Below are 19,444 nucleotides of genomic sequence, written 5' to 3'. Positions count from 1 at the left end.
GATCTCGACCTGGGCGCCCGGGGGGAACGACGACGGTTCGGCGTCGGTCGGGGCTGTCACACGCGCTCCTGTGGCTGGCTCGGCGGTGGTTCGGATCAGAACGGGGCGCCGACGGCGTAGGCGTCACGCAGTTGCGCGGCGATCCTCGCCTGGGGCGACGACCTCGGCGCCGGTCTCTCGTGATCCGACGCCTGCTTAGGGCTCTCGGCTGCGTCGCTGGCCGTCGAGGAGGCCGGTGTCTCCTCCTGGTCGAGCCGGAATCCCTCGTCGGCAGAGCCGCCGGCCAGATCGGAGAGCGCATCCTCGATCGACAGGGTCAGGGTGCTCACCACCCGGGGGGAGGAAGGGGCCGTCGTCCGGTCGATCAGCGCGCGTCGTGCTACGACCGGATGCACGTCGGCCAGCCGCAGCAGGTCGGCGCAGGTGCTGGTCACCGTGTCCAGGGTCGGGCGGTCGGTCGCCTCGTGCGCGAACATCGCGGTGATCAGCGGCCGGAGCGCGCCGGGGAGGCCGGTGAGATCGGGCTCGAGGGCAGGGTTGGCGACTTGGAGGACGATCGACTGCCAGGTCGGCCCGTCATACGGGTAGTGCCCCGTGGCCGCGTACAGCAGGACGGTGCCCAGCGCATAGACGTCGGCGGCGGTCGTCACCTGCGGGTTACCTTCGGCCTGCTCGGGCGGCATGCAACGGACCGTGCCGACAATCATGCCGCGGCGAGACAGTGACCCCAGCCCGGCGTCGGTGAACGCCGCCAAGCCGAAGTCGATGATGACCGGACCGTAGTCACCCAGGATGATGTTCTGCGGCTTCAAGTCCCGATGCAGCAGTTCGGCAGCGTGTACGGCGGCGAGGCCTTCGGCCAGTAAGGCCCCGAGGCTGGCGACCAATACGTCCGGTAACGGCCCGTTGGCGTCCACCCAGGCCTGGAGCGTCGCGCCAGGGATGTACTCCATCGCCAACCAGGGACGGTCGGCCAGCGGCTCCGCGTCCAGGAATCGCGCGACGCGGTTGGTACCCACTACGGTCCGCGCGATCAATGCTTCCTTCTCGAACCGGGCACGCACCAGCGTGTTGAGGCAGTCCTCGCGGATCAGCTTGACCGCGACCGGATCGCCGGCCGGCGAATAGCCCAGGTAGACCTCGCCCATCCCACCGGAGCCGAGCGCCTGAGCGATCGTGTATCGACCCACCCGATCGAAGGCCTCACCCATGACCGCCGGTCACTCCTCGTGTCTTCGAACGCCTATCTGCGTGAACCGTGGCGCCAGCTTAGTAACAACACGAACACAGGCCGAAGATAACGAACCTCTGCGCAGCAACAAACAGTGGGTTCTACATGGGACAGTTGGGGCTGAAGTGACGAACCAGAAGCCGATCAACCCGAAAGTACCGACTCCTGCCGCCCAAACGGGTAGCCCGCGCGTCGGCCGTAAATCGGCGAATTCGCCTTGACGTTGCAGCTGTTCTTCTTGATTCTGAAGCGTTCAATCCTGAGCATTGTGGCTCCGGTGATCATTTTCGGTGGGCGGAGAGAGTTTGATGGACGATGGCGTGCTCGAACGCGCGATCGAGCAGAAGATCGGCGAATGGGAACAGCAGCTCATCGACCTGTCGTACAAGAACAACCTCCTCTATTTTCGACAGAACGGGACGAGCACGCTCAACCTCGCGGAAGCGTCAGCAGCGGCCATCGAGCGGCTATTAGCTGGTCAGGTCGTTCGGCTCTCCACTCTCTACCCGGACCTCGACACTCGATCCGAGGTCCGGACGCGTGTCCGAAGTCTCGCCAAGAAGATCCGGACGATCGACGAGGAACAGGGCATCAATGCGGGGTATATCGCCCTGGGGATGGCCAGCTGGCGCTTTGCCGACTCTCTCGGTGTCACCAAACAGCCGCACGCGCCGGTGCTGCTCTGCCCACTCCGTATCACTCCGCGCTCGCCGACGCAGGAGGACTTCGATCTGGAACTCCGCGGACCGATCGAACCGAATCTCGTGCTGGCCTACTTCCTTCGCCGCCAGCACGGTGTGGAACTCGACGAGTCAACTCTGCTGGGGCCGGACGGAACTGATGCCTACGGGAAGCTGGCCGAGGTACAGGCCACGTTGGAAACCGCTGCGGGTCGGCTGACTGACTTCCGGGTGGACGATGCTCTGGTGCTGGGTTTCTTCAGCTACGAGAAGCTCCCGATCGTCCGCGACCTGCGGGCCTCGGCGTCAGTGCTGGCCGGTCACCCGGTGATCGCGGCGATCGCTGGCCTTCCTGGGGCGAGAGAAGCGCTGGCGGCCGCCCCTACCGGAACCGCACGTCCAGGGCCGGACGCCATCACGCCCAGCGCGGAACACCTGGTCTTGGATGCCGACGCGTCGCAATCCCGGGCGATCGACGCCGTTCTGGGCGGCCGGCACGTGATCATCAAGGGTCCGCCGGGCACCGGCAAGAGCCAGACGATCGCCAACCTCATCGCCGCCCTCGCCGCGGAGCGGAAGACAGTCTTGTTCGTCGCCGAGAAACGAGCCGCGATCGACGCGGTGGTCGACCGGCTAAACAAAGTCGGCCTGGCTGATCTGGTCTTCGACCTGCACTCCGGTGCCGGTGACCGGAAGTCGGTCATCGCCCAGGTCCGCGAGAGCATGGAGAGGATCGGGCAGGCCGAACAACGGCAGGTGGGCGAACTGCACACGCGGCTGAGCCGTGATCGCAGTGACCTCCTTGCCTATCGGCGGACGATGCACGAGCCGGTGATGCCATGGGGGCTCAGCCCGTTCGACGCGCAGAGCGAGCTCCTAGGCATCCCGTCCGCGCTGCGGACCGGAGTGACGATGCCGCTCCGGGCAGTGCGCAACCTCGGTGGCTCGGCCTTCGACGCGGTCAGCGAAGACCTCCGGCGCTATCTCGAACTCGACGGCCTGCGAATCACCCCGGACACCACTCCCTGGGCGGATGCCAGTGTCAACACCGCGGCCGAGGTCGAGCAGTTACGTCAAGTTCTCGACGATCTGGTGGGTTCCACCCTCCCCGACGCGCGGCGGTCACTCCAGAACGCGCTCGACCAGACGGGGCTGCCCCGGCCGGCCAGCCTCTCCGCGTGGCGGGTGACTCTTGACCTACTCGAACGGGTACAACGAACCGTTCAGGTGTTCGGGCCGGAGGTCTTCGGACTGCCACTGGAGCAGCTCGCCGACGCCTCCGGTTCCCGGCGGTGGCGCCGCGGCCGATCCGATCAACCCGGCTGGCGCACACGGCGCCGACTCGTCCGGGAACTCCGTGACCGGCGTCGTGACGGACAGCGCAAACGCGCGGTGCTGCACCGTGATCTGCTCCTGGCGATCTCCGAACGGGAGGATTGGCAGACACTCTCCCCCACCGGAGCCGGGCCGGTTTCGGTTGCGGGGCTGGAGGAGGTGCTCGACCACTTCAACGCCGCGCAGCGGGAGCTGACTCTGGTAGGCGCGGTCCTGGTGACCACCCGATTCGACGATCTCGGCGATGCCGACGCCGAGCAGACCGTCCGCCGACTCCACGAGGACCAGCAAACGCTGGTCAACCTGCCGCAGCTCAACGAGGCACGGCGCCGGCTCGAGGCCGCCGGACTCGGTCCGGTGCTCGCCGCGCTGCAACCACTCGGGGTCAGCGTGGACGAAGGCGTCACCCGTCTGCGCGCCGCGTGGCTCACCGGCATCCTCGCCGAGATGCGGGCGGGAGTGGCTGCCTACCGGACGTTCAAGGCACCGGTTCACGACGCGGCCAGCGAGCGCTTCCGCACCGCAGACCGGGACCACCTCCGAGAGGCCGCCGCCCGGGTGCGGTACCGGGTGGCCGAACACCTCAACAACGCACGAAACGACTATCCGGCTGAGAAGGCGCTGGTCCAAAAGGAATCACGGAAGGTGCGCAACCACCCGCCACTGCGCAAGATGCTCGACGGCGCACCGAACCTCATGCTCGCGGCCCGCCCGTGCTGGGCGATGTCACCGCTGGTCGTGAGCCAGGTCCTACCGCCTCAACGGCTATTCGACGTGGTCATCTTCGATGAAGCCAGCCAGGTACGCCCAGCTGATGCGATCACCTCCATCATGCGCGGTGATCGGCTCGTGGTCGCCGGGGACGAGCGACAGCTACCGCCGACGAACTTCTTCGAATTGGCCCTCGCCACCGGTGGTCCGAACGAGGAAATCGACGACGACGGCGTAACGCTGACCGACTTCCAGTCGATCCTTGAGGTACTCGACACCGGCTTGCTCGACCAGCACGGCTTGACCTGGCACTACCGCAGCACCGACGAGCGGCTGATCGCCTTCTCCAACGAGCACATCTACGACCGGGCGCTGACCACCTTCCCCGGAATCAGCGCGCAGCGCCCCATCTCGTTCCACCAGGTCGATGGTTCGGCCGTCGCTGGACAAGGTGGCGCCACCGAGGAAGTCGACGCTGTGGTGGAACTGGCCGTCGATCATGCGCTGACCACACCGACGCAGACGCTGGGCATCATCACCCTCGGTGAGAAGCATGCCGACCGGATCGAGTCCAAGCTGCGGAAAGTGCTGCAGGATCGCCCAGGCCTACAGGGCTTCTTCGGCCGTCCGGCCGAGCCCGGTGGGAACTGGCAACCGTACTTCGTCAAGCCGGTGGAACGGGTCCAAGGCGACGAACGAGACGTGATCCTGTTCGCGGTCGGCTACGGCGTTCGAGGCGCGACCGGCACGGTCAACCACAACTTCGGTCCGCTCAACAAGGACGGTGGCGAACGACGGTTGAACGTCGCCATCAGCCGAGCCCGGAGGCGCATGACAGTCGTCGCGACGTTCTCGTCCGCCGACCTGGACGAATCTCGGCTGAGCAAACCCGGCGCTCGACTGTTTCGCCGATTTCTGCACTACGCCGAGCACGGCGAGGCGGTGCTCCGCGATGGCGCCACTGAGCCCCGCGTCCTGAACGGATTCGAACAGGATGTCTTAGATCGCCTGTCGGCCGCTGGCCTCGATCCTCGACCCCAGTACGGGGTGTCCGGAGCAACGATCGACTTCGCGCTGCCCCACCCCGATCAGCCGGGGCGAATGGTGCTCGCGGTCGAGGCTGACGGCGCGACCTACCACTCGTCCGGATCTGCCCGCGATCGCGATCGACTCCGCCAGGAGCACCTGGAGCGGCTCGGCTGGCGTTTCCACCGGATCTGGTCGACGCAGTGGTTCCGCGACCCGGAAGGCGAGGTCGGACGTGTCCAGGAAGCGTGGAAAGCCGCCGTCCTGACGGCCGACGCACCAGCGGAGACCCCGGTGACGATCCCCACCGCGGCTGCGCCGGCCGAACGTCGGCGGACCCTGCCACGGCCGAAGTTCCAGCCTGGGCAACCCATCTCCGAGTACCCCCCGCGCGACCTGCTGCGCATCGTCAAATGGGTCAAGAGCGACGGCGTATTGCGGGACAACGAGGAACTTCTGCGTGCGGTGATGGCCGAGTTGGGCTTCAAGCGGCAAGGTCCCCGCATCAAGAGCGCGATCGGCACCGCCATCCAGGCTGCCAGGGAGACACGGTGAGCCGACTCGACCCAAATACCGTGCGCGCGGTCGCTGAGATCATCTGCGACATCGAGGGCCCCTATGAACGGGCCGGCTGGCAGCTGGCCCGGTTCTTCCGGCACGCCAACTGGGAACAGCCGCCCGACTACGACGGGTCGCCCAAGGTGTCCTGGGTCGTCGGGTGTCTGGAGGGTCGGGCCGACGACCCCGCCGCGATCGACCGAGCTCTCTGCCGACTCTGCGATCCGCGGGAGTACCCAGGCGACCCCGACGCCGCGGGAACCATTCGCGACGCGTTGAACAAGTGCCTCGCGCTCGATGGACTGAAAGTCGGCTACGAGGGCGGGCGACCTCGTGTCTTCGAAATCACCCCGCGGCTGGTCGCAGCGGCCGAGACCGCTCCCGTCGTGCTCACCGCCGAGCTCGACCTGCTGGTTGACGACCCGATCAAGCGACGGGTGCTCAACGACCGGCTGAGCGAGGCAGCGACCTGCCGGGAGTACGGCAGCCCGATCGCCGCGATCGTCATGCTCGGCAGCGTCCTGGAGGGGCTTCTGTACGAGGTGATCGCGGCCCGCGACCCAGACGGACTAGACCGCCTGTGTCCCCGACGGCGCGACGGAACACCAGGCGAGCCGAGCCTCGCGCAGCTCATCAGCCACGCCCACCGGAAGGGCTGGTTACAGAAAGACGCGCAGGAGTTCTCCGGACGCCTACGCGGCTTCCGCAACTACGTTCACGCCAGACAGCAATGGGCCAACAACGACTGGCCGGACGGCGACACCGTCCAGATCTGCTGGGACGTAACGATCGCGGCCCTCAACGATCTCGGAGCCAGCGCGCCATGACGGGTGCCCGAACTCCGTCACCAGAACCGCACCGGGCCAGCGCGTTTGTAGTGTCGGCCATTCAGCCCGGGCGGTTGAAGCGGATGTCCCCGTCGATGTCCCGAGCCTGCACCACGCCGCCGTGCACGGTCCCCGAGATCTCGTTCGACACCGCACCCGGTTCCGGTTGGATCGCGATTGCGTCGTCCACCGTCGGTTGCCGCAGCGCCGCCCACACCGCGACACCCACCGCTGCGACCCCCGCCGTTGCCGAAACCAGCGCCCCGATCACCACGGCCCGCGCCGACCCGAGAAAGACAAATGGCACAGCCACCACGACGACGGCCACGCCGGTGCCGAGCAACGCCACCCGCCGAGCACTCATCTGCCCATGATGCCCTTCACCAGCCGACTCCCGTCACAACTCGATACGATCCGATTACCCTGAGCACGCAGCCCTGCCGTCGAGGAATCGTCGTGACCCACGCCTGGAAGCCGGACGAGTCTGCCGCGCTCCTCCGCCGCCTCGGGAGTCCCCCGAGGAACTGGGGACCACCGGCGGCCGAACCGAGTGCCCGGACATCTGGGAACTCGACAACGGTGACGTCGCGGTCGTCGGCCACGACCTGACGCAGTCCTACCGCGACCGCCTCCCACCAGGCCTGCGGATCGCCGCCATCGAGCGTCTCGTGGTGATCCCCCGCTCCACGATCCTGGCGGCCAAGGCGGTCATGCCGGATGCGTGACTTGCTCAACCACGCCCACGGCACGCAGTTGACCAGCGCCGAGTACCGCGCGGACTTCGGCGACCGATTCTGGAACGCCGGCCCCGACGGCTTCTGGAAAATCGAACGCCGCCAAACCTTCCAGGAACCCCGCGACGAAAGCTGGCGCGCCTTCAACACAGGCGACTGGCCGACCGCGCTGCGGCTGATCGAGGAACAACGCCCCGACCTGGAGGCCGAGGGCCGTCGCCTGGCCGAGGAGAACATCGACGCGTTCCGGGTCCGGGTCGTCGAACTCCCGCTGACGCCGTACCTGGCCTGGGAACTGCATCTCCTGCGGCTGGTGGCCGAGACCGCCGACCAGGTCCGCGTCATCGGACCCGAGACCGCCCAGCCCTTCGAACCACTCCCAGAACTGGTGCTGCTCGGCGCGGACGTCACCTACGAAGTCCTCTACGACGACGAGGGCATCGCCGCGGGCGCGGCCCGCTACATCGACCGGGAGCTGACCGCAGCCTGCCGTCAGTCACTTCGCCAGATGTTCGCCACCGGCGAAGACATCCAGACGTTCTTCGAACGCGAGGTCGCACCACTACCCCCGCCGGTCGGATAGCGCGGTCGAGATCTCATGCCGGGACGAGATCGACCCCACGACGACTCCACCAGCTCCGACCTGTCCGGGTCAGCCGGGGACGTCGTCCAAGCCCGCGACGTCCACGGCGGAGTCCACTTCCACACACCGACCGCCCCACCCGCCGGGACACCGCGCCAGCTTCCCGCCGACGTCCGCGGATTCGTCAACCGACACCACGAACTGGGCATCATCGACGCCCTGTGGGCCAGCGACCCGGACGAGCTTCCCCGGACCGGGGTCTATGTCCTCGCCGGCACCGCGGGAGTCGGGAAGACCGCACTGGCGATCCACTTGGCCCACCGCGTCGCCCCTCGCTTCCCCGACGGCCAACTCTGCCTGAACATGCGCGGCTACGACCCCGGCGCACCCCTCACCGCCGCCGACGCACTCGACCGGTTCCTCCGCGCGCTGGACGTCACACCGACCGCGATCCCCACCGACGTGGAAGACCGCGCAGCCCTCTACCGATCGCGCCTGGCCGAACGACGCGTCCTCATCCTCCTGGACAATGTCGCCACCGTCCGCCAAGTCCGCCCGCTCCTACCCGGCACCGCGCACTGCCTCGTCATTGTCACCAGCCGCAGCCGGCTGTCCGCGCCGGCCGTCCGCGACGGCGCCCAACGCATCACCCTCGACGTCCTCCCCGAAACCGACGCCGTCACTCTCCTGGACAACCTGACCAACGCCTACCGCCCCCACGAGGACCGGGAACAGATCACGGAGCTGGCCCGGTTGTGCGCACGGCTGCCGCTCGCCCTCCGCGTCGCCGCGGAACGCGCCGCCAGCCGACCACTGATGCCTATCGACCTCATCCGCGACCTCCGCGACGAATACGCACTCTGGGACGCCCTGTCCGCCGAAGACGACGACGAATCCGACGCCGTCCGCACCGTGTTCGCCTGGTCCTACCGCGCGCTCCCCGAACCCGCCGCACAGCTCTTCCGGCTCCTGGGCCTGCACCCCGGACCACAATTCAGCGCGCCCGCCGCCGCAGCCCTGATCGGAGACACCCTCGGCACAGCACGGCACCTCCTGGACGTGCTCGCCGGAGCGCACCTGATCGACCAGATCGCCCCCGACCGGTTCCAGTTCCACGACCTGCTGCGCGCCTTCGCCATCGACCAAGGCCGCGACGACGCTGGGCCCGGCCGGATCGCGGCCCTCCGCCGGGTCATCACCTGGTACGCCCACACAGCGAACGCCGCCGAATCACGTATCGGAATCCTCGACCTCGCCATCCCGCTTCCCGCGCAGGCCCCAAGGACACCTCCACCGGACTTTGACGCTGAACGCTCGGCTGCCCTCTGGATGGACACCGAGAACGACAACCTTCTGGCGTCGATCCGAGCCGCCGCACGCGAGCCCGAACTCCAAGAACTCGCGTGGCGGCTCGCCGCACTGACCCGCCGCTACTACATGCGCCACAATCTCTTCGACGCCTGGTTCGCCAGCGCTCACATCGGCCTGGACGCCGCCCGAGCCATCCACGACCAGCACGGCTTGGCCGAAATGCACGACAGCCTCGGCATGGCCTACGTCGCGACCCAGCAACTCGACAACGCGATCCGCCATCACACCGCAGCCCTGGACATCCGACGGGATCTCGGTGACCAGCTCAGCGAAGCCGTCTCGCTCAATGCCCTCGGCCTCACCAAACTCCGCGCCCGCCACCTCACCAACGCGGCCAACCACTTCGCCCAGAGCGCCGCACTCTTCGACCAACTCGGCGACGCCTCCTGGCAGGCGTTCGCCCAGCTGAACCTCGCCGGAACCCTGGTCGAGCTCGGCGAGCTCACCCAAGCTGTCGAACTGCTCGAGCAGGCGAGGGCTCAATTCCGCGCTGAGAACAGCGCCGAAGGCGAAGGCAACGCGCTCCGCCTGCTCAGCCGCATCAGCCTCCGCGAAAACACCTTTTCGGATGCGCTGCGCTACGCCCGCGCCGCCGTCGACATCGCAGTTGAGGCAGAGAACCGTATGTGGGAAGGCTTCTGGCTACTCGACCTCGGCGCCGCGCAACTCGCCACCGGCAACACTGCCGACGCCCTGATCAGCTACCAACGCTCCGCCAGCATCCAACGCCGGCTCGGCGACCGAGTCCGCGAAGCCCTCGCACTCAACGGCACCGGCCACATCTACCAACGGTTGGACCGTGTCGACGAAGCCATCAACTTCCACCGCGGCGCCGTACTCATCCTCCGCACCGTCACCGCGGCCTGGAACCTCGCCACCGCCCTCAACGACCTCGCCGCCGCGCTCGTCAAGACCGGCCGCCGCAGCGACGCCGAATCCCACTGGCAAGAGGCGCTCGCGCTTGTCGATGACCTCGCCGACCCCGCCACCGACCAACTCCGAGAATCCATCAGTCGATCGCTGGCAATGCTGGCGCCCGAGTAGCTCACCCCCTCGTTCTTGTTGGGACCCGAGCGCCGCGCGGTGAGCAGTTCGGGCAACAGCGATCAACGGGTCGCGGACCTGCTTCGTTAGCGCTCGCTGCTGTGAGCTCGGTACCGTCCGCAACCGACGATCTGTTGGCTCTAGCAGGCTTGAGGAGGCATAACAGCTTCATCGATGCCGCCGTCGTGTTCGGCGTGCATGCGCGGATAGGGGTCCTCGCGCCGTCGGAAGCAGCGGCGCCGGTCCCCCACGAGGTCGCTCATGCCTGCGCATTCATGGCCGTCGTCTCCCCTGGCTGCCGCCGATCGTGCTTTCGCTCTTCTGGTCCATCCGCCCACTCCACTGGAGTTCGACGGCCGTGAAGTCACCGACCTTCCGCAGGGGCCGGTGCCACTCGATCAGCTTCGCCGCCTGCTACTCAAGCCCGGTACCACCCTCCTTACCCGCGACTCCGTCTGGCGTGAACTCGTCCTCCGCGCTCGCCGAGACGGACCCACCTGGGTCGTCGTCGCAGTCGGCATCGCCATGCCCGGTCTCCGCCGCGCTGCGGGCACGACCGCGGCCGGTTGGCGCGGCGACACGAGCGACCTCGACGCCGAGCTCCTCACAGGCTTCGTCGCCCGCCTCAAAACCATCAATCTCGACGCACCACGGATCTGCGGCCGACTCATCGACGCAGGCGTTCGCGCCGCGCGCAAGGCCCGCGACGCCGAATCCAATGCTCGGGCCATCTCTACTGATACGGCAGGACCAATCGCGCCATCGGACCACCCCGACCTGGTCCTCGCCCGGTCGGTCGCGGCCGGTGTCCTGGATGCCGACGAGGCCAACCTGATCGCTGCGACCCGCCTTGAGCGCCTCACGCTCGCGGAGGCCGGCGCGCGAATCGGAATCGGCGCCGGCCTCGCATCCGCCTGGCGACGTCGGGCCGAACGGCGCCTCGTGACCGCTATCAGCGACGGCGAGTTGTCGCTCGTACCCCTACGCCCCCGGACGACCTGACCTGTTGACCGACCGTTGGGTCCGAACAATCCCGACGGCCTCGTGGTTGGCGCTGGTTCACGCGCCTTGGTGGGCACGACGTCGGACCGACCCCGGGCCGGCGTCAGCGCCCCGGGGATCGGGGCGCGGCCGGCCTGAGTGGCCGTGTTCGCACCCGATCACCCACGGCTGAAAGGAGCAGCGCTCCCACGGCCCCGCCCCGGTCCCCGGCGGCGCGTCCCGCAACCCCACAAAGGAGGAACCGTGTACATCGCCGTCAACTCACTACCGGAGATCATCGCCAACATCACCGTCTGGGTCGTCGGTCTGCTCGTCGGCGTCGCCACCCTGTTCCTGACCATCGGTGGTCTACGCATCATGGCCGCCGGCGGCGACCCCACCGAAGCCGAGAAGGGCAAGAGTGCGATCCGATCGGCGCTGATCGGCTACGCCCTGGCGGTCCTCGCGCCGATCCTGCTGGGGATCGTCAAGTCCTGGCTCGGGGTGTAGCCGTGGGCAGCTGGATCGTGGACTCGCTACTGACCTGGTTCGCCCAGACCGTCGTCGGCATCCTCAACACCCTGTGGGACCTACTGGCCACCACGGTGTTCGTCAGCCCGGACGTCACCGTACTGCCGCAAGTGACGGCCTTTGCCCGGACGAGCACGAACATCGTCAACGGCTGCTACGTGCTGGCGTTCCTCTGGGTCGCGATCCTGGTCGCCGGTCGCGGCACCATCCAGTCCACAGTCGGCCCCGGCGAGCTCATCCCGCGGTTGATCGTCGGCCTGATCGCGGCGAACTTCGCCACCCAGATCTGCGCGGCAGTCATCCAAGGATCCAACGCGTTGATCGTTGCCCTCACCGATCGGCCCATCGCCGGCAACGGGGCCGTGCAGCAACTCAGGGACCTGACGGTCGCGGCACTGACCTCAGACGATGTCACCAGCCCCGGCGGCTTTCTGCTGCTCGCGATCGGCGTGATCATCGCAGTGCTCACCGGGATGCTGCTCGTGCAGTGGATCGTCCGGCTCGGCCTGTTGATCGTCGCCGTCGGTGTCGCGCCGATCGCGCTGGCCCTGCACGGAATACCGCAAACCGACGCTCTGGCGAAGACGTGGTGGCGGACGCTCCTCGGCGCCCTGACCGTCATCGTCCTGCAGGCCGTTGCCCTGCACCTGACGCTGTCGATTCTGCTCGACCCCCAGGCCAACCTGCCGATGCTCGGCCTCGGCGACGACACGGGCGAAGTCATAAACCTCTTCGTCATCCTGTGCCTGCTGTTGGGCATCATCCGCATCCCCGCGCTGATGCGCCGCTTCGTGGCGCAACCCCGCACCTCGACGATCGGGACGATCGTGCGGGTCGCAGTAATCCAGCAGCTGACGCGCAACGCCCAGCGGGTCCTCAGCCGTGCCGTGGCACCGACCCGCGACCGGTCGAACCACGACGGCACCTGGCTACTGCTGACTCGGCCCAGTGCCCAGCGGCCGTTGCCTCGCCCGTCCGGTGCCGGCCCCGGCAGGGTCGGCGTCGCCTACCCCACCGGCCGCCCGGTCCGCCCCTACACCCGCGAAGAACTCGCCGGGGGCGTCGACGTCTACACCCGCGCGCTCAAGAGACGAGGAGACCACCGATGAACCACGAACCCGAAACCAGCCCCCGAGCCCGCATCCCCGCCGACGTCGAAATTCCCGACCGCATCGCGTTCGGCCTTACCGCCCGTCAACTGGCTGTCCTGGCCGTCGCAGGCACTGCCGGCCTTGGCCTGTTCCGAGTCACCGACGGACTACTACCGCCAGCTTTCATTGTCGCCGTTCTCGTTCCGCTGGCCGGCGCGGCGATCGTCCTGGCGCTTGGCAAACGCGATGGCCTCCCGATGGATACCTGGTTGCTCGCCGCGCTCCGCCATCTGCCCGCTCCGAAGCGCTTCGCGCCGCCGACCCAGACTCCCGCATGGGCACCCCACGCTGAGCGGCCACCACGAACGGTGCCGCACCTGCGGCTGCCTGCCGACGCGATCGCCGAATCCGGCGTCATCAACAAGTCGATGGCACTGGTGGCGTGCACGACCGTCAACATCGACCTGCGCACCGCCCACGAACAAGCCGCGCTCCTCGGCGCCTACGGACAGTGGCTCAACAGCCTGACCGCCCCCGTCCAGATCGTCGTCACGACCCAAAGGGTCGACCTTTCCGGCCACGCGCACCGCATCGCGCGCTCCGCCGGCATGCTGCCCAACCGGGCCCTGGCCGGCGTCGCCAACGACTACGCCGCCTTCCTCGACGAACTCGCCGCCCGCCGGGATCCGCTCCAGCGAACCGTCCTCATCGCCGTCACCAGCAGTGGATCCGACGTTCTGCGCCGCGCCGACCACACCGCCTCCACCTTGGCGACGCTCGGCGCCCGCACCGCGGTTCTCGACGGCACCCGCGCGACCGCCGTCCTCACGGCCGCCACCGATCCCTACACCCCATCCGACACGACCTGGCCACGTGCCCGGCCCGGAACGGTACTCACCGGAAGGAGCGCCCCACGATGAAGAATCCAGCCCCGACAATCGAAAACACGCCCCGATACGTCCAGGTCGGCGACGGGTACGCCGCGACGCTGGTCGTGACCGGCTACCCCGCCGAAGTCGGACCGGCCTGGCTCGATCCGCTCTTGGCCTGGCCCGGGCGCCTCGACGTCGTCGTCCACCTCGATCCGCTCCCCGCTCCGGTCGCCGCGACGCAACTGCGGCGCCAACGTGCTCGTCTGGAATCCACCCGCCGCGACGACGCGGCGACCGGGCGGCTGGGCGATCCGCTGACCGACGCCGCCGCCGAAGACGCCGCAGAGCTCGCCGACCGAGTCGCCCGCGGCGAATCCAAACTGTTCCGCGTCGGCCTCTACCTGAGCGTCCACGCCCAGTCCGTCGACGAACTTGACGACGCGGTGGCAGACGTGCGCGCCACCGCGGCGTCGATGCTGTTGGACACCCAACCAGCCACCTGGCGGCAACTCCAGGGCTGGACCACCTGCCTGCCCCTGGCCACCGACGGCCTGAACATGCGACGGGTCATGGACACCGAGGCACTCGCCGCGATGTTCCCCCTCGCGAGCCCGGACCTGCCCGCACCGCTACCGGGAGAACCAGCCGCCGCCGGCGGCGTGCTCTACGGCCTCAATCCCGCCTCCCACGGCGTCGTCTGGTGGGACCGGTGGACCCAACACAACGCCAACAGCGTCGTGCTCGCCCGCAGCGGCGCCGGCAAGAGCTACCTCGTCAAGCTCGAGATCCTCCGGTCACTCGCCGATGGCGTGCACGTCTCGATCATCGACCCGGACAACGAATACCTCCGCCTCGTCGACGCCGTTGGCGGCGTCACCCTGGCCCTCGGCGCCGAAGGCGTCCGCCTCAACCCGCTCGACATCCCACCCGGAGACCGCCGACCGCAGGCGCGCACCTACCGCGCGTTGTTCCTGCACACCCTCATCGCCGTGCTCCTCGGCCACCAGCCGCCGCCCACCGAACGCGCCGCGCTCGACGGCGCAATTAACACCGCCTACAACAACGCCGGAATCACCAACGACCCGGCGACGTGGCGACGCCCAGCACCGCTGCTCCGCGATGTCGCCGACGCGCTCACCGCGCAGGACACCGCGGCCGGAACCACGCTCGCCGCACGACTCGCGCCCTGGACCACCGGCTCGTTCCGGCACCTCTTCGACGGCCCGACCACCACCGTGCCTAGCGGGCAGCTGGTGTGCTGGTCGACCCGTCAACTGCCCGATGAGCTGCGCGCCCCCGGCATGCTGCTCGCGCTCGATGCGATTTGGCGGGACGTCGACACACCCGTCACCGCCGCCCCGCGCAGGCTCGTCGTGGTCGACGAGGCCTGGACGCTGCTCCGCGACGGCGAGGGCGCCCGGTTCCTGGCCCGGCTGGCGAAGTCCGCGCGCAAGCGCCGGGCCGGGCTCGCCGTCATCACCCAGGACGTCGGCGACCTGCTGGGCTCCGAGCTCGGTCAGATCGTCATCGCCAACGCGGCGACCCAGATCCTGCTGCGCCAAGCCCCGCAGGCCATCGAGCTCGTCGCCGACGCCTTCGGCCTCACCGGCGGAGAAGCCCGGCAACTGCTCAGCGCCGGCCGCGGCCAGGGACTGCTGCTCTCCGGAACCCACCGGGTGGCCTTCGACGTCGTCGCCTCTCCCCGCGAACACCAGCTCTGCACCGGTGACCTGGAGCTCTCATGATCGCCGAGCCGCTCCCGGCGCCCTCGCAGTGGGCGCTCGATGTCGCCGAACACCTGTGGCCCTGGATCGTGGCGCTCGTCGTCGTCGGTTGGGCTGCCCGGACGCTACGCATCCGACAACTACACCGACGGATGACCCGCCACGCTCACCTCGTCCACATCAATCCGCCGCCCGAAGTCGATCCCGCCGGGGCATCCGCGTTCTGGGCCGCCATGACCGGAATCCTGTACGCCAGGCTGCGCCGCCGGCTTCGCGACGGCCGGGCCCACATCGGTCTGGAATACCGCTGGTCCGGTCGCAAACTGTCCCTCTGCCTGTGGCTGCCTGCCACCGTGCCGACCGGCCCCGTGCAAGCCGCCGTCCGCGGCGCTTGGCCCGGAGCGACCTGCACCGTCACCGACGCCGACCCACCCCTGCCCCTCGACGCAATCGACGCTGGCGGCGCGCTCACTCCGGCGCTGCCGCCTTGGTATGCGCTGAAGACCGACCACGACAACGACCCGCTGCGGGTTCTGCTCGCGACTGCGTCCGGCCTGCATGCCGCCGAATCCATCTGTGTACAGGTTCTCGCGCGCCCGGCCACCGCGCGGCAGACCCGCCGGCTTCGCGCCGGAGTGGAAGGCCTGCAGACCGGTCGGACACCCCGGTGGGCGTTCGACCCGGCAGCTTGGCTTCTGATCGTCTTGGACGTGGTCGGCGAGCTCGTCGGACCGACCAGGCGTCAGGCCGCGCCCGCACCGCGTCGGCCGCAGCTCGACCGTCGCACTGCTCTCGACAAGCTCACCGAGCCGCAGTGGGAGGTCGCGCTCCGCTACGGCGTCACCCACACCAACCCCCGCAGGGTCGATCCCGATAACCTCCGCCCGCGGCTGGCCACGCTGGCGCACGGCGTCGCATCCGCCTTCAGCTTCTGGACCAGCCGCAACCACCCGCGCCGCATGCGCCTACGACGCCCCGCCACGGTGCTGGCCGGCCGCTCGCTGCGCTCCGGGTTCTTGCTCTCCACCACCGAACTCGCGACGCTGGCGACATTGCCGCAAGACCTCGCGGTACCCGGCCTCGACCGCGCCCGAGCCACCCCGCGGCCCGTACCGACCGCAGTACCCACCGGCGGACGCGACACCAAGGTCCTCGGCCGAGCCGAACTCGGCGGCCACGCCGTCGCGCTGCCCGTGGCCGATGCCCGCCAACATGTGCACGTCCTCGGCTCCACCGGCTCCGGCAAAAGCACGCTCCTGCTGAACATGATTCTCGACGACATCCACGCCCGCCGCGGCGTCGTCGTCATCGACCCCAAGGGCGACCTCGTAGTCGACCTGATCAACCGGATCCCGCCGCAGCACGCTAAACGCCTCGTACTCATCGACCCCGACCAGCCGACCGGCGTCACCCTCAACCCGCTCTCCGGCGGGGACCCCGACCTCGCCGTGGACAACGTCGTGTCGATCTTCGGGCGCATCTTCGCCAAGCACTGGGGACCGCGGATGGACGACGTCCTGCGGGTCGCGTGCCTGACGCTGCTCCGCAAAAACGACGCCCGGCTGACGCTCATCCCACAACTGCTGCAGGACCGGCCGTTCCGCCGCACCTACACCGCAGACCTCGACGACCCGGAAGGCCTGCAAGGCTTCTGGGACTGGTACGAGACCGCGCCCCTGCCGCTGCGATCCCAGGTCATCGCTCCCCTGCTCTCCCGCCTGCGCAACGTCCTACTCCGTCCCTTCCCCCGAGCCACCTTCGGATCCCCACGCAGCTCCTTCGACATGCGACGCGTCCTCGATGGCGGCATCCTGCTCGCCCGTCTCCCCAAAGGGCAGGTCGGCGAGGACACCGCGAGGTTGATGGGCTCGTTCGTCGTCGCCTCCGCCTGGCAAGCGGCCACCGGTCGCGCACGCCTGCCGGAGACCGACCGGCGCGATGCCTTCGCCTACATCGACGAGGCACACAACTTCCTCAACCTGCCCGGCTCGGTTGACGACATGCTCGCCGAGGCCCGCGGCTACCACCTCGGCCTGGTCCTCTCCCACCAGAACCTCGCCCAGCTACCCCGGGAAACCCAGCTCGCGATCTCAGCAAACGCACGACAGAAAGTGTTCTTCAACTGCGCTCCCGAGGACGCCCGGCAGCTCGCTCGTCACACCCAGCCGGAGCTCGAGGAACACGACCTGTCGCACCTCGACGCGTTCCAGGCCGCCTGCCGGCTCGTCATCGGCAACCGCGAGACCGCCGCATTCACCCTGCGCACCAATCCACCCAAGGCCGTCGTTGGCGACGCGGACGAAGTACGTCGAGTCTCCGCCGGCTCCGTGCCCAGCCCTTGACCCGTCCCAACCGGCAGCCCTACCCCTGGTCGGCCAACTGCCGGGGGCACGGCTAACCCTGCCCAGCCAACACCGCAGCTAGGAGGCTGCATGGTCACCCGCCGCCCGCCCCGACACTCCCCCGGAGGGGAGCTTCCTGCGGGGAGTCAGACGACGCTCCTCGAGATCGACCGTCGTCTGACTCCCCGCGATCACACCATCGCGCTGCTTCTCGAGGACCACACCACGCTGACCACCGATCAGCTGACCTCCGTGCTCTTCGATGCCGCTAGCACGGCCAGGCATCGGCTCCATCTGCTGCGCCGCATCGGGTTCATCGATCGGTTCACCCGCAACTATCCCGGCTCAAACCAGCCGATCTGCTGGCTACCGGGGCTGCTTTCGTCGCGGTACGTCGCGCTGACCCGCGACGAGAACCCGCCCACGCTGAAAACGCTCCGGGAGCGACAGGATCGCGTCTACTCCAGCCGAATTCTTGACCACACGCTCGCGACGAATGCGTTCTTCACTGCGCTGCTCGCCGACGGCCGCCGTCGCTCCGAAGGTGGTCTGCTTCGGTGGTGGTCCGAGCGCCAGACCGCTGCCCGGTTCGGTCGGCGCATTAATCCGGACGGCCACGGCGTCTGGAGCGACGGAACCCAGCAAACCGGGTTCTTCCTCGAGCTCGACCGTGGCACCGAACCTCTCGGCCGACTCGTCGACAAGCTCGCTTCCCACCGGCGGCTCCGTGCCGAAGCCGGACCGCGGTATCCGCTGCTCTTCGTCCTGCCCAGCCGGGCCCGAGAGCAGAATCTGCACCGCCGGTTGGCCGACCGACCCGAACCGACTCTCGTCATTGCATCCACCTGCGCTGAATCCGGCTACCACGTCGTCGGACCCTTCGGACCGATCTGGCGGCTCGCCGGCAACGGCCGCCACCGCGTGCCCCTTGCCGAATTGCCCAGCAACCACGGTCAGCCCGGGCCGCTGACGCCCGGGCCGCCGCTACCGGACGAGCACCCGCTTCATCTGCTGAAAGGCTGAGAAGAAGGTCCAGCGGGCCATAGGTCCCGAGTTATTGCCGACCCTCGGCTCACACGACCGGTGAACCCCGTGCACTTCTTGGACGTGCGTTCTGTGGTGATTGATCGACGCATCGCGCTCGCACTGTGACGCGCTGCCGCCGATCAGCGTCGAGCGGGATGCGTCCGGGCGGGACACTTCCCACGGGGAGGCTTCGATGAGCACACGTGTCGATCCGGCTGCGCTGCTCACCGCGTCCGGCGCGGTGGACGAGCTCGGCGGCACCGTCCGTACGCACCAGACCGCCCTCGAGTCCGACACACTCGGCACCGGGGGCGCGGTGCCGGGCTTCCGCACCCGGCACGTTCTCGAACGGCTCGCCTACGGCTGGTCGGACGCCCTCAACCGCCACCGCGACTACCTCGACGAACTCGGAACCGCGCTCGCCGACGCCGCCACCGGCTACCGGCGTTCCGACGACGACACCGCGGCGGAGTTCCGCGCGCTGGACCGGTACTGATCCCCGTGGTGGCGCTGGAGGATCTGCGCGACGCGCGGCTGACCGACCTCGAGACCCTCGGCGCCGCCTGGCGGGGATACGCGACGAAGTTCGCCGACCTGGAACAGAAGGCCCGAACCGATCTGATCACGCCGATCCACCGGCGCCGCTGGGACGGCGACGCCGCGACGGCCGCCTACCGCCACCTCGACGGCGTCGACCAGGGCTTCAGCCTCCTGTCCGAACAGGCACAGGCCGTCGGCTCCCTGGTGGACGCCGCCGCCACCCCGATTCACCGCACT

General features: G+C 68.6%; 14 protein-coding genes and 1 pseudogene. 13 read left to right on the top strand and 2 right to left on the bottom strand.

Annotation, left to right across the window (positions count from 1 at the left end; genetic code table 11):
* Nucleotides 1-95: 95 nt before the first annotated feature.
* Nucleotides 96-1,148, bottom strand: coding sequence for a serine/threonine-protein kinase (locus CRYAR_RS15485; protein WP_211247462.1), 1,053 nt, complete (start codon nt 1,146-1,148; stop codon nt 96-98).
* 391 nt (nt 1,149-1,539) lie between these two features.
* Between CRYAR_RS15485 and CRYAR_RS15480 the strand changes: the two genes are divergently transcribed.
* Both CRYAR_RS15480 and CRYAR_RS15475 read left to right on the top strand, forming a co-directional pair.
* Nucleotides 1,540-5,538 (top strand): AAA domain-containing protein, encoded by a 3,999-nt coding sequence (locus CRYAR_RS15480; RefSeq protein ID WP_051570286.1) that lies wholly within the window; start codon nt 1,540-1,542, stop codon nt 5,536-5,538.
* On the top strand, nt 5,535-6,368 hold the full coding sequence (locus tag CRYAR_RS15475; protein WP_035851526.1) for a hypothetical protein: 834 nt from the start codon (nt 5,535-5,537) through the stop codon (nt 6,366-6,368). The genes CRYAR_RS15480 and CRYAR_RS15475 overlap by 4 nt, the downstream gene beginning before the upstream one ends.
* 61 nt (nt 6,369-6,429) lie before the next feature.
* Here the strand turns inward: CRYAR_RS15475 and CRYAR_RS15470 are convergent, their stop codons facing one another.
* Complete coding sequence (locus CRYAR_RS15470) at nt 6,430-6,717, bottom strand: hypothetical protein (RefSeq protein ID WP_035851524.1); 288 nt, start codon at nt 6,715-6,717, stop codon at nt 6,430-6,432.
* Between the two features lie 107 nt (nt 6,718-6,824).
* Between CRYAR_RS15470 and CRYAR_RS50710 the strand changes: the two are divergent.
* From CRYAR_RS50710 to CRYAR_RS43110, 11 genes and pseudogenes are all read left to right on the top strand, one after another.
* Nucleotides 6,825-7,093, top strand: a pseudogene (locus CRYAR_RS50710) (hypothetical protein).
* Nucleotides 7,086-7,685, top strand: a complete 600-nt coding sequence (locus tag CRYAR_RS15465) for a DUF6879 family protein (RefSeq protein WP_035851522.1) — start codon at nt 7,086-7,088, stop codon at nt 7,683-7,685. The pseudogene CRYAR_RS50710 and the gene CRYAR_RS15465 overlap by 8 nt, the downstream one beginning before the upstream one ends.
* Before the next feature lie 15 nt (nt 7,686-7,700).
* A complete protein-coding gene (locus CRYAR_RS15460) occupies nt 7,701-10,100 on the top strand; it encodes an ATP-binding protein (RefSeq protein ID WP_035851521.1) in 2,400 nt (799 codons plus the stop codon).
* Nucleotides 10,101-10,361: 261 nt separating this feature from the next.
* Nucleotides 10,362-11,102, top strand: coding sequence for a hypothetical protein (locus CRYAR_RS15455; protein ID WP_157017717.1), 741 nt, complete (start codon nt 10,362-10,364; stop codon nt 11,100-11,102).
* A gap of 243 nt (nt 11,103-11,345) precedes the next feature.
* Nucleotides 11,346-11,591: a pilin gene (locus tag CRYAR_RS15450; protein WP_063725715.1), complete on the top strand. Its 246-nt coding sequence runs from the start codon at nt 11,346-11,348 to the stop codon at nt 11,589-11,591.
* Between the two features lie 2 nt (nt 11,592-11,593).
* Complete coding sequence (locus CRYAR_RS15445; RefSeq protein ID WP_051570280.1) at nt 11,594-12,721, top strand: hypothetical protein; 1,128 nt, start codon at nt 11,594-11,596, stop codon at nt 12,719-12,721.
* Nucleotides 12,718-13,623, top strand: a complete 906-nt coding sequence (locus tag CRYAR_RS15440) for a PrgI family protein (protein ID WP_035851518.1) — start codon at nt 12,718-12,720, stop codon at nt 13,621-13,623. Before CRYAR_RS15445 ends, CRYAR_RS15440 begins: the two co-directional genes overlap by 4 nt.
* The gene (locus CRYAR_RS15435) at nt 13,620-15,320 is read left to right on the top strand and encodes a VirB4 family type IV secretion system protein (protein ID WP_035851516.1); all 1,701 of its coding nucleotides are present in this window, start codon (nt 13,620-13,622) and stop codon (nt 15,318-15,320) included. The genes CRYAR_RS15440 and CRYAR_RS15435 overlap by 4 nt, the downstream gene beginning before the upstream one ends.
* Nucleotides 15,317-17,641: a type IV secretory system conjugative DNA transfer family protein gene (locus tag CRYAR_RS15430; RefSeq protein ID WP_051570278.1), complete on the top strand. Its 2,325-nt coding sequence runs from the start codon at nt 15,317-15,319 to the stop codon at nt 17,639-17,641. The genes CRYAR_RS15435 and CRYAR_RS15430 overlap by 4 nt, the downstream gene beginning before the upstream one ends.
* 90 nt (nt 17,642-17,731) lie before the next feature.
* The gene (locus CRYAR_RS15425) at nt 17,732-18,664 is read left to right on the top strand and encodes a replication-relaxation family protein (RefSeq protein WP_051570276.1); all 933 of its coding nucleotides are present in this window, start codon (nt 17,732-17,734) and stop codon (nt 18,662-18,664) included.
* A gap of 196 nt (nt 18,665-18,860) precedes the next feature.
* A complete protein-coding gene (locus CRYAR_RS43110) occupies nt 18,861-19,163 on the top strand; it encodes a WXG100 family type VII secretion target (protein WP_051570274.1) in 303 nt (100 codons plus the stop codon).
* Nucleotides 19,164-19,444: the final 281 nt, after the last annotated feature.

It is taken from the genome of Cryptosporangium arvum DSM 44712 (assembly GCF_000585375.1).
In the GTDB taxonomy this organism is placed as follows: domain Bacteria; phylum Actinomycetota; class Actinomycetes; order Mycobacteriales; family Cryptosporangiaceae; genus Cryptosporangium; species Cryptosporangium arvum.
This window is presented reverse-complemented; position numbering and strand designations above follow the sequence as displayed.